The sequence below is a fragment of the Rhizobium sp. LEGMi-198b genome, from assembly GCF_054114205.1.
The window spans coordinates 491,935-507,090 of sequence record NZ_JBSYVH010000003.1 but is presented as its reverse complement, the minus strand read 5'-3'; the positions used below and the strand labels follow the sequence as shown (position 1 = coordinate 507,090).

The 15,156-nt window shown below is 56.9% G+C and carries 12 protein-coding genes; 4 read left to right on the top strand and 8 right to left on the bottom strand.

Features of this window, described 5'->3' with window-relative positions; all coding sequences use genetic code 11:
* Nucleotides 1-140: 140 nt before the first annotated feature.
* A complete protein-coding gene (locus ACXHXG_RS15245) occupies nt 141-2,426 on the bottom strand; it encodes an EAL domain-containing protein (RefSeq protein WP_457899809.1) in 2,286 nt (761 codons plus the stop codon).
* Between the two features lie 1,159 nt (nt 2,427-3,585).
* Here ACXHXG_RS15245 and ACXHXG_RS15240 point away from each other — a divergent pair.
* Nucleotides 3,586-6,531, top strand: coding sequence for a sensor domain-containing protein (locus ACXHXG_RS15240; protein ID WP_457899808.1), 2,946 nt, complete (start codon nt 3,586-3,588; stop codon nt 6,529-6,531).
* A 202-nt stretch (nt 6,532-6,733) separates the two neighbouring features.
* Here ACXHXG_RS15240 and ACXHXG_RS15235 read toward each other — a convergent pair whose 3' ends face one another.
* Nucleotides 6,734-7,231 (bottom strand): GNAT family N-acetyltransferase, encoded by a 498-nt coding sequence (locus ACXHXG_RS15235; RefSeq protein ID WP_457899807.1) that lies wholly within the window; start codon nt 7,229-7,231, stop codon nt 6,734-6,736.
* On the bottom strand, nt 7,228-7,506 hold the full coding sequence (locus ACXHXG_RS15230) for a type II toxin-antitoxin system TacA family antitoxin (RefSeq protein ID WP_457900013.1): 279 nt from the start codon (nt 7,504-7,506) through the stop codon (nt 7,228-7,230). Before ACXHXG_RS15230 ends, ACXHXG_RS15235 begins: the two co-directional genes overlap by 4 nt.
* A gap of 83 nt (nt 7,507-7,589) precedes the next feature.
* Between ACXHXG_RS15230 and ACXHXG_RS15225 the strand changes: the two genes are divergently transcribed.
* From ACXHXG_RS15225 to ACXHXG_RS15215, 3 genes are all read left to right on the top strand, one after another.
* Nucleotides 7,590-8,027 carry a curlin gene (locus tag ACXHXG_RS15225; RefSeq protein WP_283052916.1) on the top strand — a complete coding sequence of 146 codons (438 nt, stop codon included), beginning with the start codon at nt 7,590-7,592 and terminating at the stop codon, nt 8,025-8,027.
* 65 nt (nt 8,028-8,092) lie between these two features.
* Nucleotides 8,093-8,491, top strand: a complete 399-nt coding sequence (gene csgH, locus ACXHXG_RS15220; protein ID WP_457899806.1) for a curli-like amyloid fiber formation chaperone CsgH — start codon at nt 8,093-8,095, stop codon at nt 8,489-8,491.
* A gap of 173 nt (nt 8,492-8,664) precedes the next feature.
* Complete coding sequence (locus ACXHXG_RS15215) at nt 8,665-9,078, top strand: curlin (protein WP_457899805.1); 414 nt, start codon at nt 8,665-8,667, stop codon at nt 9,076-9,078.
* A gap of 517 nt (nt 9,079-9,595) precedes the next feature.
* On the opposite strand, the gene ACXHXG_RS15210 is transcribed toward ACXHXG_RS15215, so the two are convergent.
* The 5 genes from ACXHXG_RS15210 to proX are packed head-to-tail and all read right to left on the bottom strand — an operon-like array spanning nt 9,596 to nt 15,102.
* Complete coding sequence (locus ACXHXG_RS15210) at nt 9,596-10,942, bottom strand: NAD(P)/FAD-dependent oxidoreductase (protein ID WP_457899804.1); 1,347 nt, start codon at nt 10,940-10,942, stop codon at nt 9,596-9,598.
* Nucleotides 10,939-12,456 carry an aldehyde dehydrogenase gene (locus tag ACXHXG_RS15205; protein ID WP_260304528.1) on the bottom strand — a complete coding sequence of 506 codons (1,518 nt, stop codon included), beginning with the start codon at nt 12,454-12,456 and terminating at the stop codon, nt 10,939-10,941. The genes ACXHXG_RS15210 and ACXHXG_RS15205 overlap by 4 nt, the downstream gene beginning before the upstream one ends.
* Nucleotides 12,449-13,360, bottom strand: coding sequence for a dihydrodipicolinate synthase family protein (locus ACXHXG_RS15200; protein WP_285169109.1), 912 nt, complete (start codon nt 13,358-13,360; stop codon nt 12,449-12,451). The genes ACXHXG_RS15205 and ACXHXG_RS15200 overlap by 8 nt, the downstream gene beginning before the upstream one ends.
* Entirely contained in the window at nt 13,357-14,070 is a 714-nt protein-coding gene (locus ACXHXG_RS15195; protein WP_457899803.1) for a GntR family transcriptional regulator, read from the bottom strand. Before ACXHXG_RS15195 ends, ACXHXG_RS15200 begins: the two co-directional genes overlap by 4 nt.
* A gap of 54 nt (nt 14,071-14,124) precedes the next feature.
* On the bottom strand, nt 14,125-15,102 hold the full coding sequence (gene proX, locus ACXHXG_RS15190; protein ID WP_260304530.1) for a glycine betaine/L-proline ABC transporter substrate-binding protein ProX: 978 nt from the start codon (nt 15,100-15,102) through the stop codon (nt 14,125-14,127).
* Nucleotides 15,103-15,156 lie beyond the last annotated feature (54 nt).

Genomic DNA, 15,156 nt, shown 5'->3' with positions numbered 1-15,156 from the left:
CGTTTTCCATTTAAACTGAGCTTCGGCTGCGGCGTGCTTCATAGTCAAACACTTTGGAAGTGAGCCCACAACTTCAAAGAAAACAGGATCTTACCTCCTGCGAGAGTGCATTGAGGCTTGGAAATCTGCCGTTACGATTCTCATATTTTGGTGTCAAACGTCATTAGAACGGTCGCGCTCTCTTGATTAAGTGCCAAGCGACAGAAGCGCTCCTCTTCAACGGGCCGGCTAAAGAGGTACCCCTGAATCTCATTGCAACCACTATCAACGAGGAACCGAGCCTGCTCCTCCGTCTCAACACCTTCGGCGATCACCTCCAAATCCAGTTTCTGGGCCAGCGAGATGATTGCCGAGGTTATAGCCATATCGTCGGCGTCGTGCGGAATATCAGCGATAAATGACCGGTCAATCTTGAGGCGCGACAATGGAAATCTCTTAAGCGCACTGAGGCTCGAATAGCCTGTTCCGAAATCATCGACCGCGAGCTTTACTCCCAACTTCTCCAATTCGTGCATTCTAGCAATCGAGCTGGCGAGGTCCTTCATGATCAGGCTCTCGGTAATCTCAAGCTCAAGCCATGTTGGATCGAGCCCGCTCTCGCTCAACGCGTTCGCCACAGTCTCCATCAAACACTTTTCCTGGAACTGTCTGGCGGAGACATTGACACTGATCCTAATTGGTTCGAGCCCCTTGTCCTGCCATGCCTTGGCCTGCCTACACGCCGTCTGGAGTACCCATTCGCCAATGGGCATGATTAGGCCCGTCTCTTCGGCAAGCGCAATAAAATCTCCGGGATAGACAAGACCCTCGCTCGGATGGTTCCAGCGGACCAACGCTTCGGCCCCAACGATCCTGCCTGTTTGGAGGTCCACCTGCGGCTGGTAGTGCAGCACAAACTCGTCGCGGAGAAGCGCTTGCCGGAGTTCGTCGGTCCGGGAGAGCTTCCTTCGGACGGTGGCGGTCATTTCCGGCGTGAATAAAGCGATTCCGTCCCGACCCAGCTCCTTCGCCCGATACATGGCCATATCCGCGAAAGCGAGCAAGTCTCCTGCAGTCTTGCCGTGGCTCGGATAACTGGCGACACCGATGCTACAGGTCACCCTGAGTTCGATATCGTTGAGTGCGATCGGGCGCGCAACCGCCTCTTTTATTGCAGACAATCGACCTAGGCAGCCGTTAATATCCATTTGCTCAAGAATGATCACGAACTCGTCCCCCCCAATTCTAGCGAGAGACCCCTGGTCACTTGTCAGCTCGCAGATCCTGTCAGCGACGATCTTCAGCAGTTGGTCGCCGACCGAGTGACCGAGGCTATCATTGACGAGCTTGAAATTGTCGAGATCAAGGAATGCCAGTGCGACTTCACTCCCTACGGAATCGGCTGTTTGCATTGCAAGGGTGAGTTGTCGATCTAGCAAGGCACGATTGGCCATCCCCGTCAGAGGATCATGATCAGCGAGAAACCCAATCCGAGCCTCCGCGCGATGGCGGCTGATTGCAATCCCGGCCATGTGCAAAGCAATCGAAACAAAATCGGAAAAACCAGGCTGATACCGTGTACCCTCAGACGAATAGAGAGCGAGGACACCTTCGACCTGGCCATCGACGTCGGAAATTGCCAAACAGTGGCACTGATGGTCAAGTTCAGAGATACCCGCCTGATCAAAGACGAGCTTGAGTGCCGCGGCGGTGGCCGTGAGATCTGTGGGAATGGTACGAATGAATGTTGCATTGACACGCCTGCGATATTCCTCCGTCAAGCTAGGCGCAGCCGCCAGACGCAGCTCCCCTGTATCTGGCGCAATCGTCAGGAGCGCAGCGTGCACACCGTCTGCGAATCCCTCAATCATCCGGGCAAGTTCTTCGAGAAAATCGGAGAGGGGCATTCCGCGCGCTATCATTTCGAGCAGATAGGACTGAGAGCGCATCCGTCGTTCTGCCGATTTCTGCTCGGTGATGTCACGGGAAGCCCCGATAGTGCCCACGATTTTTCCGGATGCGTCTCGCAACGGGACACGCGTGATCATCAGCCATCGTTCCCGATCGCCGCGAAACGCCAACTCCTCGCTACCGAAATGGGGCTGCCCTGTCTCGGCCACATGGCGTTCAACATCGGCGGCTATTTGAACGATGTGGCTCGGCAGAAAGTCGAAATCGGTCCGCCCGACCAAATCCTTCAGATGGGACAGCCCGTTGTTGAAGACGACCGCTTGGTTCGCAAACAGAAAACGTCCTTCCAAATCCTTCGCATATATATAATCAGGGATCTGGTTGATCATGTTCTCCAGCCAACGCTGGCGTCCAGCCAAGTCAGCTTCGTGGCGAAAGTCCTCCGACGTTCTGCGCAACATGGCTGTGTTCGGAGCCAGCTCCGCCTCGGGGATCGAGACTGGCAGTTTGCCGTCAGCAATGGCGCCTTTAATCAAGGGAATTCCTCGGAATAGATGTGAAAGATCACTCTGCGTCAGCGAAGTTATCCTCGGGTGAACGTCGATTCACGACTGGGACGAAGCTGCGGTTATGGTGAACGAGTCCTTATTGGTGTGGTTTGGCGCGATGTCTGAGATCTCGAAGCGGCCAACCGGCAATAATCCACCTAGACTATGCTCTAAAAAAGCCCCGCCTATACGTGGTCGGCAGGGGGAGAAAATGGAAAGAAATCTGACGTTTAGAGCTGGCATACTAATCTGCATAGCTCGGGCGTCCAAGCACAATTATCGATTTGCAGCCTTCAGTCGCGGAAGTGTTTGGTCGCGCAGGGCGACCGGTCTGAGAATGAATTTGAAAGCTATGGACCTGCCTCGCGAGATTGCGGACGGCTCTGTTACTGCCGGCATTGCACATCCTAAAATGTCTTTTGGGCCCGGCTTGACTCCATTTGCTTCCCTCGCTCAAACCCGTTTGGGCGGCGCTTTTTTGGCAACCATATTCCCATACTTCCGCCCTTTATCCGGCTCAAAATGCTCCCAACCTGCTTGACATACCTTGGTCGGCGATAATCTCACTTCCGCTCAAGGCGGCGGCCTTGTCCACCGTTGCCAACAGCGTAAAGCTTAATTGGACACGAGAACATCCATTTTGCGCGCCAACAGTCCATTTTGCGCATGGAAACCCTCATTCGTCGAGCGAACGGTGGAGTAGGCAAAGCGAAAACAGGATTTCGTTAAATGATTTCAGGCAAATAGATTATCTGGCCTGCTTTACTTTGGACGTCCCCAGAAGCGGCATTTCATCCCACCGCTCGAATGACTCGATCGGATCATTTCCCAGAATTCCCCACAGACAGGAGTTATGACGAGCTCCTGTACTTCATTCCGCGGGAGTATCGGATGAAACGTGCATTCCTTTCCTCAATAGGCTTCCTCGCCAGAACCTTTCCTTGTTGCTGCTGGTCACGCGAGACCTTTTCGCTCTTTCGTGGAGAGGCGGCGTTGACCACCACGTTCAGCCCTTAGCGGCCAAATAGGTGCAGCGCGTTGATAGCAGTAACGAGAACCGCCTCAATCCGGAAAATCCGGAGAGTGCATGAGGCAAATAGAAAAATGTTAGAAAGGGATAGGCTTCGGCTTATCGTAGATCGATCGTATGAGTGGAAAGCACGCCAATACAGCTTATCCGGTCCAGAAGCGGTTTGACGTTCTGTCGAGCGAACCGTGTGCCGAGGCGCAGAACGCCGACATGTTAGTTCGGGCAAATGCCGTCGATAGCAACAAAACGCGCCAGATGGCGTACCTATCAATCGCTAATCTGGCTTCCTGGTCATTCGACGTTGGAACCGGTGACCTTTGGTGGTCCAGCGAACTCGATCGGCTTCTCAATCAGTTTCCAGAGAAGGTTGATCGGCATCAAATGCGGGAGGCTGTAGGTAGAGCGCTGGCGCCCTGGCTACAAGCCATTGCCTTGCGCTCCGCTTCGTCGGACGGCGATCAATGGCAAGACCTAAAACTAAAGGTTGATGCACCCAACAGCCCCGGCAAAATCATCCAATTTCAATGCCATGCAGGGGCACACCATCACCGCTCAATGATCCTGACCGGAATTGCGTATGAATACGAACACGAACCTGACAGTATAGATCAGCGTGACCGGTTGTTTCGCGAAGCATTCGAATATGGACCATTCGGCGCGGCGCTGATCGATTCACACGGTCGCTATCTGAAAGTGAATGAAGTATTCGCGGGATTGCTGGGTTACACCCGTGAGGAGCTCTCCGGGCGTTACGCCCGTGAGGTTACACCGGCCGGCGATATCAGTATCAACCGCGAGGCCATGCAGGCGCTTTTGCAGGCGGGTAACGGACGGACGACAATCTCCAAACAATATTTCCATCGTGATGGGCATTTAATCGATACCCGAGTGGAAATGGCGACAATCTCAGGAGATATAACAAGACCTGATGAAACCTTGCGCTTTCTTGCCTTCGTGCAGGACCTCACAGAGCTCCGGAAAACGCAGGCCGAGCTATACACGTCTCAGATTCGCTCTGAACTCGCACTCGAAAGCGCGGAAATCGGCATATGGGAATGGAACGGCGAAGACAATACAGGTTTCTATTCACCCCGCACTTGCGAAATCCTCGACGTTGACCTGAAGGAGCTTTCCTCTGAGGAAAGCTGGTTTGCACGCATCCATCCAGAGGATCTTCAGAAGTACGTTGACACCCGCACGCAGCATTTGAACGGCAATACCCCTCAGCAAAAAGCGGAAATCCGTATTCGCCAACGAAATGGTTCATACAAGTGGGTTGAAGATCTCGGCAAAGTCGTCGATCGCGACGAGCATGGTCGGCCGTTGCGTGTGGTGGGAACACTGCTGGATATTCATGACCGCAAGGTCATGGAAGAAACATTGGCGCAGCAATCGCGCGAAATCGCTTCCCTCGCAGAACACTCTCCTGATGGGATGATTCGTTATGATTGCGAATTTCGCCGATTGCACGCCAATCCCGCAATGCGCCGCTTTCTAGGTGGAATTGATCCAAAAGAGGTCATCGGCCTGCCTGCAGCCGAAGGCGATATCACGGGCATTCCCGCTGATTATCTTGAGACGCTGCGATCTGTCCTGAGGACCGGCCAAGAGGCCGAACTGGAGACGAGCTACAAGTCAACCTCGGGATCTAACAACTGGCTGCACGCTCGCTTTACACCGGAAATCAATACCGACGGCAAGGTCTCGACCGTTCTGGTATTGATGCGCGACATTACGGAAGCCGTTTCGCACCGAGAAGATATACAGAAGCTCGCCTATTTCGACGCCCTCACGGGACTTCCCAATCGCGCCCGGTTCAACCGCGTGTTTGAAACCATACTTGCCGACGCTGAAGCCAAGAAGGAGCAATTCGCGCTCATCATACTGGATCTCGACAATTTCAAGGACGTGAACGATACGCTCGGCCATGCGGCAGGTGATCAGCTCCTCTGCGAGGTCGCCCGGCGTCTCTCGGCCGAGCTGCGGCATTCCGACAATTTTGCCCGCCTTGGCGGCGACGAGTTCGCGATTTTTCTGCAGGATGTAAGACGTCGCCAAGATGTAACAGAAATCACCAACCGGTTGTTGACGGCAATAGCCCGGCCTTTCCATTTTGACGGCCGCGATATGCTAGTGTCGGGCAGTCTAGGAATAGCATGCTACCCGGACGATGGCGCCTCCCCTCGCGATCTCTTTGCTCACGCCGACGCCGCCCTGTATGAGGCAAAAGCAAGAGGCAGGAACAATTTTCAGTATTACGATGAAGCATTTACCGTGCAGGCAAGACTGCGAGTGAAGCTCGGTAATGCCTTACACACCGCATGTGCCAATAATGAGCTGGAACTCTATTATCAGCCAAAGGTGAACCTCTCGTCCGGCGAAATTATCGGTGCCGAGGCATTACTGCGCTGGTGGCATCCTGAGCTCGGACTCTTGATGCCCAATTCCTTCATCACCATCGCTGAGGAAAATGGGACGATAATCGAGATTGGCGACTGGGTTATTCGAGCAGCCGCGCAAACGGCTATCGACTGGAACTCCAAGCGCAGTAAGCCACTGAAAATCGCCATCAATTTTTCGCCTCGGCAATTTAAGCAGAACGACCTTGCAAAACAGATTGAACTCGCCTTGACGCAGACGGGTTGCCGAGCGGAATGGTTGGAATGTGAAATCACCGAAAGCTTGCTGCTTGATGACGAGGCCAGTGTCCAAGCGACTCTGGAAAAGCTGCGGACGATGGGGCTAAGTATTGCCATTGACGATTTTGGAACCGGCCATTCGGCGCTTGCTTATCTCAGTCGTTTTCCCATTGACGTTCTGAAGATTGATCGTTCTTTCGTCGCCCAAATGGCCAAAGATCATCGCAGCAGAGAACTGGTAAAAGCATTCACGTCGATCGCCGATGCGCTTGGAATGACCACCGTGGCCGAAGGCATCGAGACGAGTGGGCAAGCTGATAGTCTAAACGAATTCGGCTGCGAAATCGGGCAAGGCTATCTGTTCGGCAAGCCGGTTCCGCTCCAAGACTTCGCGAAGTATTTTGAGCACCGTTCACCTGCATGATCCGTAGGCTTTACAAGTCCATGTAAAGACTGGCGGCAATTTCTTTTGTCTCGGCGGAGGATCCCTTGTCATCGCTCGATGTAAGCTCTTGATGGGATCAGGACTCACGGCGCCTCATTTCATGTCGGGACGTTCTGCCGCAATTTCAGCGGCTTAGATGCGAGATGGAATGCACTCAACCGAAATTATTGATGAGTTCCGCTTAGGGGTTCAGTGCATTGTTGAGGTCGGGCAATCCGACCATCCGCATCATGGGGTCAGACGGAGAAGACAGGAGGCCGACAGCCTCATAGAAGACTCGTGCGTCATCTGAAATCGCAGGAACCAGCACGCCTCGGATGCCTAGTATTTCAGCGGCATTGAGCAGGCGCAGGCTCGCGTCGCGCACCAATGCCCTGCCAATACCACGCCCCTGGTAGGATTGATCAATGGCGAGGCGACCAAGCACAGCGACCGGGATTGGATCAGGCATATTGCGCCGAAAACGGCCAGGTGCTTCCGGCTGTCTTACCGCGCCGGAGGCGAGCGCGTAATAGGCGATAACGCGGCTTCCCTCGCACACGACGAAGGTCCGCGATCCCCCGCCTGCTTGATTGGAACGGGCGCGGCGAAGCAGCCAGTCGTCCAGTTCAGGGACGCCGGAATTGAATTCGGCCAGCTCATGATGATCGGCCAGGGGTGCCGGTGCGCTGAGGGTCACGCCTCATCCCACGGCGCTTTAGTCGACATGGTGCGTGTTAGACGCTCATTGAGCTGCGCAGGCGCATCGAGCCGGGCAAGGTATTCGGCATAGATTTCGGGGCTTACTGTGAAGATAGTGCGGTCGAGCAGCACCTCCTCGGCACGTCGCTCGGACACCTCCAACATGAAATCCGTGCGCGTCTTACCGAGCAACTCAGCGGCGCGATCAATCAAGTTGCGGGTCGTCCGCAGTTTCCGCGGGCTCCGATCTCTGCGAATGAACCCCGACTGAATGGTGCCTTCAGCTTCCGTTCCAACGCGGGCGTCTAGAAGAAAGACGTTCAACCGCGGTCCTATCCGCCTGAGGAGACACAGTCATGATCCGCACGTCTTTCATTGCAACCGCACTCGTCGCACTCGTTGGTCTCACCGCCGCAGCTCCCGCCATGGCCAACGATGTGCGTATCGAACAGTATGGCTGGTCGAACTCTGCCGGTGGCGCGCAGGAAGGGTACGGAAACCGGATCAGAACCTACCAGAACGGTGGCTACAACCGGATTATCGGCCATCAATATGGGCGTCATAACCTTTCGGCTGTCGGTCAGGAAGGCAATGACAACTATGGCGCCACCTATCAGAACGGCGACCGCAACGTGGCCGGCATCGGCCAGTTTGGTTCCAACCACACGACCATCCTTACCCAGGACGGCAATGGCAACATCGCGGCTGGTGTCCAGGTCGGTCGTGGCTGCAGCGCCAATGTCAGTCAGGGTGGCAACGGCAATGTCGCGGCCTTCGTCCAGGCCTGCCCGTAAGCCGCTGCGTGATGACGCAAAATGAGGTCAAGATCGCAACAGCAAACCATTAGAGGAGACGATCCATGCCGAATAGCGTCAAACATCAACGCCGCCTGATGGCGATTGTCGCGCTGGTCCTGCTTCCCGTCGGCGCAGTTGCGGCCGTGACGACTGCCAACCAATCTGACGAGGCGCAGCTTTGCGAAATCAAAGCAACACCTGGAGCAGGTATGGTGAGACTGGATGCGCTCGTCCACGCCGACAAGCACGTCGGCGGGACTTACACCTTCCATGTCGAGAAATCAGGAGATGGCGGAAGCTCCACGATCAACCAGAGTGGCGACTTTGATGCGACGGCGGGACATGCGGCAACCCTCAGCTCCGTCTCGCTCGACTCCAAGGGAACCGAATACAAGGCGACACTCGATGTCGTGATCGGGGATAAGAGTTTTAGCTGCACGAAGCAGATCCACGGCAACTGATCGGCCTCCACACCCTGCAGATCTCTTTAAAAGGGCGCCGGTTTCTGGCGCCCTTTTGCTTTCGATAAGGCCGCAACGACTGAACGACAACTGAACGGGCAATTCCGACTGAGTTCAGCTTAAAGATGCGAAAGTTGATCATCGGCTAAGGCAGCCGGCAAATGGAGATCAAGATGACCCGCAACGTGCTTACGATCCTTACCGTCACTCTTCTTGCCGCGAGCCTTGGGCAAGTAGCTTTGTCTGTACCAGCCTATGCCGGCGGCCGGATCTCGTTCAACCTTGCACCGGACAATGCCGAGGATGCGGGTCTTTTCTCAACCGGGCTGCGCGTCTATTCGCTCTACCGCGGTCTCAAAGACGCCGACATCCGGCAGCTGGGCGGGAGTAACGCCGCTGGCATCGCCCAGGTTGGACGTGGCAACCTCGGCTTCATCCAGCAACGGGGCAATGGTCATTCCGCAACGTTGCAGCAGAATGGCAACAACAATGCCTATGGCATTTTCCAGTATGGGCGAAATACTGAAACCGACGTGGTACAGGATGGAGATAACGGCAGTGGCGCTATCTTCAGCTATGGCTGGTAAGGTAGTTCACAACAGTCCCGAAGGGCGATGTCACGTTGTTTCATCAACGCCTGGACAAGGCGCTTGCCCGTAATTCAGATAAAAGCCCTCCTCGCAGACAATCCCGGCCCTCCGACGACGGTTCGGCGAGATCTTGACCCTGCGAAAAAGCCAACCCCTTGACCAAACCCGGATCAGAAAACCATACTTAGAGGTGGCTCACTTTTCGGTGGAAAAACCGGCTCAGTTCTGCGCGGAAATCAACACCTCCGGCCGTCCCTGTCACCACGCCGTCTTTTTGTCTGTGGTCGTCATTACCTCCTCCTTGCGCGGATATATCAACTACCAACTATTCTTCATCGACTTGCAGAACTCCAGAGCCGTAGTAGCACGCGGAAAAAAGTCATGTGAGCGTTGAGTTTATGGGCTTCCGTAGTGCCGTCCTCACAGGGTCAACCACCGTCTGCCGCGCACCGTCTGCCGCGAAGCTCAGAGGTGTCCTATTCTTGCTCACGACACCGACTTCAGACGTCCGGCCTCATCCTTCACGGCCTGCACGGAATTCCTGGTAGCGGATCACCCCATTGATGCCGAGCCAAGCGAATGGCTCCGGCGGAATCTTCGAGGGCGCTGGATTGTCCATGAACTGGCGAAGTTCGGGCGAAATATTCCTGGTGGCAAGATCGACCGCCATGATACCCGCCAGCGTGCTTTTCACCGTGCCTAGACCGTTCTCGCAGCAGGCGGAATACAGCCCTTCCTCTATCTCCCCGAACGCGGGCGCATGGTTCCGGCTCAGGCATAGACGGCCGGACCAGGTGTGTTCGAAAGGCAATCCCGCAAGACCGGGAAATCTAGCGTCGAAAGCGCGGCGATGGCCTTTGGCCATCTTCATCATGCGGGACTGCGACGCCGTAATGGTGGTCTCATAGGTATATTTGGTGCGGATGACGATGCGCGATTGGCCGTCCATGGTGAATTTTCTGAGGGTCGCCCCCATGGAATCTGCAGGTAGCAGCGCCCACCGGTCTCGGCCCGAAACAACGCAACCTTGCTGGTCCGCCGGAAAGGGGGCGGTCATCGATGCGTAGGCGAAGATATGCATCAATCGCCGGCTGAAATGCCCAAAATCCTCGATATGGCCATTGACGCCGAGGATGACATTTGGTGCCGTGACGGTGCCCCGCGACGAGATCGCCGTCCAAACCCCGTTTTGCCGTTTCAGCGACGTCACGGGTGAATTTTCGAAGAGATCGACCTTGGTCGCGAGACCGGCTGCGAGTCCCCGGATGTAATCGGCAGGCTGGATCGTTACCGCACCCGGCGTGAAGAGGCCCCCTTGGTAATACGAGGTTCCCGCAAGTTCGCGCATTTCGACCGCATCGAGGAAGGTATGCGGCTCGCCATTGGCTTTCAGAGAATGCCCGAAGCTCTCATTGAGCTTCATCCCGCGCTCAGTCGCGGCTGCATTGATCTTGCCCGATCTATTGAACGTCTCGGCCGACATGCCAAACTCTTCGGCTATGTCGGCAGCAAAACCGATGGCGAACCGGTTCTGTGCCATTTCCACTCTGGAGGCGTCGGCACCACCACTGGCATATTCTCCGGATGAAAGATTATGCGGGACGTCGATCATGAAGCCGGAGTTTCGTCCCGCGGTATTCACGGCGACCTCCCGCGCATCGAGTACGACGACCTTGTCGCCAGGCCTGACTTGTGTAAGGCGCCGGGCCGCTGACAGCCCGGCAAATCCTGCGCCGATGATCACCCAATCGGCGGTGACATTGCCCTCGAGAACGCGGACGGGGAAGGTGCGCTTGCTGATCGCAGTCCACCCCGACACGCCGTTCTCCGCGGGAAGCCGCTTTACCGTCTTCTCAATCATCGGATGGTCTCGTCGACGGAGCGATCGGAGATGTCGATCCAGATGGTCTTGAGTTCGCAGTAGTTGTCGTGTGCGAAGATCGACTTGTCGCGGCCGCCGAAGCCGGATTCCTTGTAGCCGCCGAACGGGGTCGTCGCGTCGCCTTCGCCGAAGCAGTTGACCGTGACGAGGCCGGCCCGGATGTCGCGCGACAGGCGGATCGCATGCTTCAGGCTGCCGGTATAGACCGATGCCGTCAGGCCATAATTGGTGTCGTTGGCAAGGGCGACGGCCTCGGCAAGCGTGTTGAAGGTCGTCACCGACAGGATTGGCCCGAAGATTTCCTCCTTGAACAGCCGACTGGAGGAGGTAACGCCGTCGACAACCGTCGGCTCGACGAAGATGCCGCCATGTGTTTCGCCGCCATGGGCGATCGTCAGCTTCTCGCTTTTGACGTCGTCGAGGAAGGAGGTGACCTTCTCATAGTGGTTCTTGCTGACCAGCGCACCGACGCGGTTTTCCGGATCGAGCGGATCGCCCGTCTTCCACTCGCGCATATAGGCACCGATGCGCTTCAAGAGCTCGTCCTTGATCTTGGCATGGACGATGAGGCGGGAACTGGCGCTGCAGTTTTCGCCCATGTTCCAGAAGGCGCCATTCACCACCTGCTCGGCGACGAGATCGAGATCCTCTGCATCCTCCAGCACCACGGCCGGGTTCTTGCCGCCGCATTCGAGCACGACCTTCTTCAGGTTGGAATCGGCGGAATAATGCAGGAAGCGCCGGCCGGTCGGCGTCGAGCCGGTGAAGGCCACCATGTCGACATCCATGTGCAGGCCGAGCGGCTCGCCGACCTCCCGGCCGCTGCCGGTGACGACATTGAAGACACCGGCCGGGATGCCGGCTTCATGCGCAAGTTCGGCAACCCGCAGCGTCGTCAGCGTCGTCTCCTGTGCCGGCTTGACGACGACCGAGCAACCGGCCGCCAATGCCGGGCCGATCTTCCAGGCGAGCATCAAAAGCGGGAAGTTCCAGGGCAGCACGCAGCCGACGACACCGATCGGCTCGCGCACCACCATCGCCAGCGCATTCGGGCCGACCGGATTGGTGTTGTCATAGAGCTTGTCGATTGCCTCGGCGTGCCAGCGAAGGGTGTGGATGGTATCGGGCACGTCGACGGTCTGGCATTCGCGAACCGGCTTGCCGCTGTCGAGGCTTTCCATCACCGCCAGTTCATGGCGGTTGTCTTCCAGCAGCTTGGCGAACTTGATCAGCGTCGCCTTGCGCTCGCCGGGCGATAGCTGACGCCAGCGGCCATCCTCGAATGCCTCTCTTGCCTTGAGGACGGCGTAATCGACATCGCTTGCGTCACAGGCGGCAACGTCCGCCAGAAGTTCGCCGGTGGCCGGATTGGTCGTCTTGAACGTCTTGCCGGAATTGGCCGGACGGAAGCTGCCATCGATGAAGGCATTGGTCGGGAACTGAAGGCCGGCGGCGATTGCCTTGTATTCGGCTGCGGTCAAGGGTTCATGCATGATTGGCTCCCGAGGTGATCTGGGCGACCGTGCGCTTCAAGGTGGACACAACGGTCTCAAGGGTTCTTTTCTCTTCGGAGTTCAGTCCGCGCAGCGGCGCGCGGACCGGACCGGCTTTCAGGCCGATGATCTCGCAGCCATGCTTGATCGACTGCACGAATTTGCCGCATTCGAGGAAATCCATCAGCGGCAGCATCGCCGCCATGATCGCCCGGCCCTTGTCGAAGTTCTTCTCGATGACACAGGCCTCGTAGAGCGCGACATGTTCGCGCGGCAGGAAATTGGAGCCGGCGCAGACCCAGCTCCTGGCGCCCCAGGCGAAGAATTCGAGCGCCTGGTCATCCCAGCCGCATGACAGCGCGATGTGCGGGAACTTCCGGGCGAGCCGATGCAGGTTGCCCATGTCGCCGGAGCTTTCCTTGATCGCCACCACGTTCTTGGATTTGCCGACGCGGGAGAAATACTCCTCGCCCATCATCACACCCATGCGGGCGGGATAGTTGTAGAGCATGATCGGCAGGTTGGCGGCGCGGTCGACGGTCAGCGCATGAACGGCGTTTTCGCGCTCGGTCGGCAGGGCATAAGGAGGCGACGACACCAGGATCGCATCGGCGCCGATGTCCTTCGCCGCCTTGGCGTATTCGACCGAATCTTCGGTGCGCGTCGCGCCGGTGCCGATGATCAGCGGCAACCGGTTGCCGATCACCTCCTTGGCATAGGCGCCGAGCTCGAAACGCTCCTGGCTGCTCTGGGCATAATATTCGCCCGTCGATCCGCCGACAATGATGCCATGCACGCCGGCATCGATCAGGGATTCCAGGACCGCAGCAAACCCGGCCCGGTCGATCTGCCCGTCCGAGCTCAGCGGCGTGATCGCAGGCGTGTAGATACCTTCAAACTTCACGGCAGTTTCTCCAATGATTGCACGCTCGGACCGCCGATCAGGGCGTCCGACTTAAGTCCTTGTGGCGCGATGAACATTTCCATGTTCTCGCGGGACAGTTCCCAATGCTCGAAGACCAGGTCGACGACGGCGTCTTCGTCGTGAGCGCTCAAGGCCTCGATGAAGCTGTCATGGTGCTCGACCGCCACCTGCAGGCGGCGCCGCATGTCCTGATTTCTCGGACGGAAGAAGGTGTGCCCGATGCGCGCATGGTCGATCAGGAGCCGGCCGAGGCTCGGCTGCAGATAGACGTTGGCCGACATCTCGCCGAAGATTTCGTGGAAACGATTGTTCTCGAGAACCATCGTAAACGCGTCCATGTCCACACTGGCCTGGCGAAAACGCTCCTGCGTCTCCTTCAGATCGGCAAGCTGGGCCGGCTTGAAGTTCTGTACCGCGAGGCGGCCGATCGCCGCGTAAATCATCGGCGCAACCAGAAAGAAGTTCCTGAGCGTCGCATGGTTCATCGGAATGACCCGAGCTCCGCGGTTCTCGCGAATATCGATATAGCCCTCCCCCGCAAGCCGCCGGAAGATGTCGCGAACCGGGGTGCGCGAAAGACCGTAACGCACGCTGAGGCTCACCTCATCAAGATCGGCGTCAGGATCCAGCTCCATCGTCAGGATCTGGCGCTTCAAATCGCCGTAGAGATCGTTCTTGCCACTCTTCACTGAAGACTCCACTGAAAAGAGCTGCTGAGTCAAACCCAGCAGCTCTTAGATGGATCATTTTGCCGCCTTGGCCTCGGCGATCCACTTATCCCAATCGGACTTATGGGCGGCGATCCAATCAGTGGTGTGTTTCATGATCTGCCCGTTCGACTTCTCCCCGTCGTTCACAAGCTTGTTTTCGGCATTGATGTCTTCGATCGGAATCTTCACGAGTTCAAACCATTTCTTCGCCGAAGGGTTCGCTTTGACGAATGCCGTATTCGCGATGACCATTTGGTCGTTCACCGGGAAACCGAGATTCCCAAGGCCAGGCACCGTGGTGTTGTCCGTCTTGCCGTCGGGAAGCTCGGTCTTTTTGACGTTGAGCCAGACGACCTCCTTGCCCGGCCGCAGCACGGCCGACACCCATAGCGGCGTCCAGGTGTAATAAAGCGTAGGCTTACCTTCCTTGATCCGCTCGATCGCGTCAGGGATGATCGTGAAATAGCCGCCCTGCTGATGCTCGACGGTGTCACGGAGCCCGTAGGCGTCGAGCTGGTGTTCGATGACCCGCTCACAGCCCCAGCCGGGCTCGCAGCCATAGAGATCGGCCTTTCCGTTGCCGTTGGTATCGAACAGCTTGGCCTTCTCGGGGTCCTTCAGATCCTCGAGATACTTGATGCCGGTGGCGTCGGCGGTCTTCTTGTCGATCAAATAGCCTTGAAGGCTATTGCTCGTAAGCTTGCCGAGGCGCACGAGTTTGTCATCGCCGCCGCCTTCTTTCCAATAGGCCTCATGCAAGGGTTCCCAGTGCGCTGCATAGAATGTGAGATCACCGTTCGCGACCGCCACATGAGCGAGCTGCACCTGAGTTTGTGTCGGTTCGGCCACGTCGTAGCCTAGTTGCTTCAGCCCCTCCGACACGACATAGGTCTGAAAGAGTTCTTCGGTGATGCCGGACCATGCTGGCATGACCTTATCGGCCGCGGATGCCGCGCTTGTAATCGTTAAGAATGATGCGGCCGCCAAGGCGGCGATCGTCTTGATTTTCATGATGCCAGTTCCCTCTTTTGATTAACGCTCGACCATCCAAAACCGCGCAGCGCT

What these genes read in the sequence shown, in the direction of transcription:
- ACXHXG_RS15240 (WP_457899808.1), top strand. Translation starts at nt 3,586, where the DNA reads ATGAGTGGAAAGCACGCCAATACAGCTTATCCGGTCCAGAAGCGGTTT.
- ACXHXG_RS15225 (WP_283052916.1), top strand. Translation starts at nt 7,590, where the DNA reads ATGATCCGCACGTCTTTCATTGCAACCGCACTCGTCGCACTCGTTGGT.
- csgH (WP_457899806.1), top strand. Translation starts at nt 8,093, where the DNA reads ATGCCGAATAGCGTCAAACATCAACGCCGCCTGATGGCGATTGTCGCG.
- ACXHXG_RS15215 (WP_457899805.1), top strand. Translation starts at nt 8,665, where the DNA reads ATGACCCGCAACGTGCTTACGATCCTTACCGTCACTCTTCTTGCCGCG.
- ACXHXG_RS15210 (WP_457899804.1), bottom strand. Translation starts at nt 10,942, where the DNA reads ATGATTGAGAAGACGGTAAAGCGGCTTCCCGCGGAGAACGGCGTGTCG.
- ACXHXG_RS15205 (WP_260304528.1), bottom strand. Translation starts at nt 12,456, where the DNA reads ATGCATGAACCCTTGACCGCAGCCGAATACAAGGCAATCGCCGCCGGC.
- proX (WP_260304530.1), bottom strand. Translation starts at nt 15,102, where the DNA reads ATGAAAATCAAGACGATCGCCGCCTTGGCGGCCGCATCATTCTTAACG.